This window comes from Streptomyces cahuitamycinicus (assembly GCF_002891435.1).
In the GTDB taxonomy this organism is placed as follows: Bacteria; Actinomycetota; Actinomycetes; order Streptomycetales; family Streptomycetaceae; genus Streptomyces; species Streptomyces cahuitamycinicus.
Genome location: NZ_POUC01000600.1, coordinates 1 through 3,654, shown reverse-complemented (window position 1 = coordinate 3,654; position 3,654 = coordinate 1). Strand labels below are relative to the sequence as shown.

Annotated in this window: 3 protein-coding genes; 2 read left to right on the top strand and 1 reads right to left on the bottom strand. The window is 69.6% G+C overall.

Annotated elements, in window-relative coordinates; translation table 11 throughout:
* Both C1J00_RS40055 and C1J00_RS40050 read left to right on the top strand, forming a co-directional pair.
* Positions 1-910: carbohydrate ABC transporter permease (locus C1J00_RS40055; protein WP_102913771.1), on the top strand; the 910-nt coding region annotated here is incomplete at its 5' end.
* Entirely contained in the window at positions 907-1,794 is an 888-nt protein-coding gene (locus C1J00_RS40050) for a carbohydrate ABC transporter permease (protein ID WP_102913770.1), read from the top strand. The genes C1J00_RS40055 and C1J00_RS40050, both read left to right, overlap by 4 nt.
* A 355-nt stretch (positions 1,795-2,149) precedes the next feature.
* Here C1J00_RS40050 and C1J00_RS40045 read toward each other — a convergent pair whose 3' ends face one another.
* A complete protein-coding gene (locus C1J00_RS40045; protein WP_102913769.1) occupies positions 2,150-3,586 on the bottom strand; it encodes a GH1 family beta-glucosidase in 1,437 nt (478 codons plus the stop codon).
* Positions 3,587-3,654: the final 68 nt, after the last annotated feature.

The window sequence follows — 3,654 nt, the reverse complement described above, 5'->3', positions numbered from 1 at the left end:
CGCCAAGGCACCCCACGGCCACCGGCGTCTGCTCACCCGCCGCGACCGCGTCACGCTCGGCCTGATGGCGGGCGTGCCGACGATCCTGCACGTCACCCTGGTGTGGCTGACGGCGCTCGCCTCGATCGCGCTGGCCTTCACCACCTGGGACGGCATCGGCTTCGGCTCCATCCAGTGGGTCGGACTGCAGAACTTCAGGGAGCTGTTCGCCAGTAACCCGCAGTTCTGGCCCGCCGTGCAGCACAACGTGATCTGGTTCGTGGTGCTCATCGTGCTGCCCACGCCCTTCGGCCTGTTCCTCGCCGTGCAGCTGGACAAGAAGATCCGCTTCAGCCGCGTCTACCAGACGGCGTTCTTCTTGCCGGTCGTGATGTCGCTGGCGGTCATCGGCTTCGTCTGGCAGCTGATCTACAACCCCGACACGGGTCTGATCAACAGTCTGATCGGCGCCAACAAGCCCGGCCACTACATCGACTGGATCGGCGACCCCGACCTCAACCTGTGGGCCGTGCTCATCGCCGCGTCCTGGCGGCACGCCGGCTACATGATGATTCTCTACCTGGCCGGCCTGAAGGGCGTCGACCCCTCGCTGCGGGAGGCGTCCGCGCTGGACGGCGCGGGTGAGTGGCAGACGTTCAAGAACGTCATCTTCCCGACCCTGCGCCCGACCAACACCGTCGTCCTGGTGGTCACGATCATCGAGGCGCTGCGCGCCTTCGACCTGGTCTTCGTCTTCAACAAGGGCGCCCAGGGCACCGAGCTGCTGTCGATCCTGGTGACCAACAACATCATCGGCGAGTCCAGCCGCATCGGATACGGCTCAGCGATCGCCGTCGTCCTGCTGGTGATCTCGCTCGCGGTGATCATCCCGTACCTGATCGCCACCTTCCGGAAGGAGCGGCGCGCATGAGCACCCTGAGTGGCCCGCGGGGGCAGCGCACCCCGATCCGCCCCGCCCGGGTCCTGCTGCACACCTTCCTCGTCATCACCTCGCTGGCATGGCTCGCCCCCCTGCTGTGGGCCATGCTCGCGGCGATGCGGCCCTACGCCGAGACGAGCACCAAGGGCTATGTCTCCTGGCCCGACAAGCTGAACCTCGACAACTTCACCAGCGCCTTCCAGCAGTCGGAGATGCTGCACTACTTCGGGACCACGCTGCTCATCGCGGTCCCGGCCGTGCTGCTGACGCTGCTGCTGTCCTCGATGGTCGCCTTCTACGTCAGCCGCTTCGACTTCCGCGTCAACCTGTTCCTGCTGCTGGTCTTCACGGCCGGCAACCTGCTCCCGCAGCAGGTCATCATCACCCCGCTGTACCGCCTGTACCTGCTGATCGACCTGCCCGGCATCACCATGAGCGGCAAGCTCTACGACTCCGCGCTCGGCCTGGTGCTCATCCACGTCGCGTTCCAGTCCGGCTTCTGCGCCTTCGTGCTCAGCAACTACATGCGCTCACTGCCGCACGAGCTGACCGAGGCCGCCTTGGTCGACGGCGCCTCCGTCTGGCGGCTGTACTGGCAGATCGTGCTGCCCCTGTGCAAGCCGGCGATGGCCGCGCTCGCCACCCTGCTGTCCATCTGGATCTACAACGACTTCTTCTGGGCCATCGTCCTGATCTCCACCGGCGAGAACATGCCGATCACCTCCGCCCTGAACAACCTCTCCGGCCAGTACTTCACCGACCCCAACCTCGTCGCCGCCGGCGCCCTGCTCACCGCGATCCCCACCCTGATCGTGTACTTCGCCCTCCAGCGCCAGTTCGTCAGCGGCCTCACCCTGGGCGCCAACAAGGGCTGACGCCCGCTCCCCGAAAGAAACCCCCGGTGCACCACGCCTTCACCCCGGTCGCCTCCGCGCCGGTCAAGCCGCGCAGGGCACTCGTCCACGAGGAGGGCCGGCAGTCCTGAAGCCCCAGCGGGGCCCACGCCCTCGGCGCGACGCCTCCCCGCATCCCCCGTCGGTCGGGTGGCCCGCCGCCTGCTGTCGGGCATCCGCCACCGAGACGGAGTGGGGCGCGGCACTCCCCTCGACGTGCCGCGCCCCGCATCCCCCGTCGGCCGGGTGGCCCGCCGCCTGCTGTCGGGCACCCGCCACCGAGACGGAGTGGGGCGCGGCACTCCCCTAATCGCGCCGCGCCCCGTTCCCCCGCCGGTCAGACCGCCTCGACCTCGGGCAGCGCCCCCGTCCGCGCCGCCCGGCCGTACCACCGGGCGCTGGTCTTCGGCGTGCGTTCCAGCGTCGCGTAGTCCACGTACACCGCGCCGAAACGCTTGCCGTAGCCGTACGACCACTCGAAGTTGTCCATCAGGGACCACAGGTAGTAGCCGCGGACGTCCGCGCCGTCGTCGATCGCCCGGCGGACCGCCGACAGATGGCCGTGGAGGTAGGCCACCCGCTCCGGGTCGTGCACCCGGCCGTCGGAGTCGATCTTGTCGTCGTAGGCCGCGCCGTTCTCCGTGATGTACAGCGGCAGGCCCGGTGCCTCCTGGGTGTAGCGCATGATCAGCTCGTGCAGGCCGGTCGGGTCGATCGTCCAGCCCATCTCGGTGCGGTCGCCGGGAGTCTGATGGAAGGCGACGTCGTCCGCGGCCGGCCACGGCGAGTGGTCGCTCGCCCCGTGGCCGTCGGCGCGCGGTGCCTTCGCCGACGCGTCCGCCGCCGAGACCAGGGCGGGCGTGTAGTAGTTGAGGCCCAGCGCGTCCAGCGGCTGGTTGATCAGCTCCAGGTCGCCGTCGAGGACGTAGTCCCAGTCCGTGAGGCCCGCCGTCGCCACGTACAGCGACTCCGGGTAGGCGCCGTGCAGCATCGGCCCGTGGAACACGCCGTTGGCCAGGTCGTCGATCCGCCGGGCCGCCGCCAGGTCCGCAGGGTCCTGCGAAAGCGGCCGCACCACCGAGGAGTTGAGGCTGACCGCGACCATGTTGCGGGCCGGCATCACCGACCGCAGCGCGGACGCGCCCAGCCCGTGCGCCAGGTTCAGGTGGTGCGCGGCACGCAGCGAGGCCGCCGGGTCCGTACGGCCCGGAGCGTGCACCCCGGAGGCATACCCCAGGAACGCGCTGCACCACGGCTCGTTGAGCGTGATCCACTGCTCCACCCGGTCGCCCAGTGCCTCGCCGACGATCTGCGCGTACTCCGCGAACCGGTACGCCGTGTCGCGCTCGGGCCAGCCGCCCGCGTCCTCGAGCTCCTGCGGCAGGTCCCAGTGGTACAGGGTGACGGCCGGCTTGATGTTCTTGGCCAGCAGCTCGTCCACCAGCCGCCGGTAGAAGTCCAGGCCCTTCTGCACGGCCGGGCCCCGGCCGGTCGGCTGCACCCGCGACCACGAGATGGAGAAGCGGTAGGCGCCCAGACCCAGCTCCGCCATCAGCGCCACGTCGTCGCGGTAGCGGTGATAGTGGTCGACAGCGATGTCACCGGTCTCACCACCGGCCGTCTTGCCCGGCGTATGGCTGAAGGTGTCCCAGATCGACGGCGTACGGCCGTCCTCCCGCACCGCGCCCTCGATCTGGTACGCGGACGTCGCCGCGCCCCACAGGAAGGCGGGCGGGAAGGTCACCGCGGTGGCCGGGTTCTCGGAGTCAGGCATGGAAGCGCTCCCAAGGGGGTCGTATGGACCGACGAGTGGAGGGGGAGGGGGAAAGGGGCCGAGGCGGC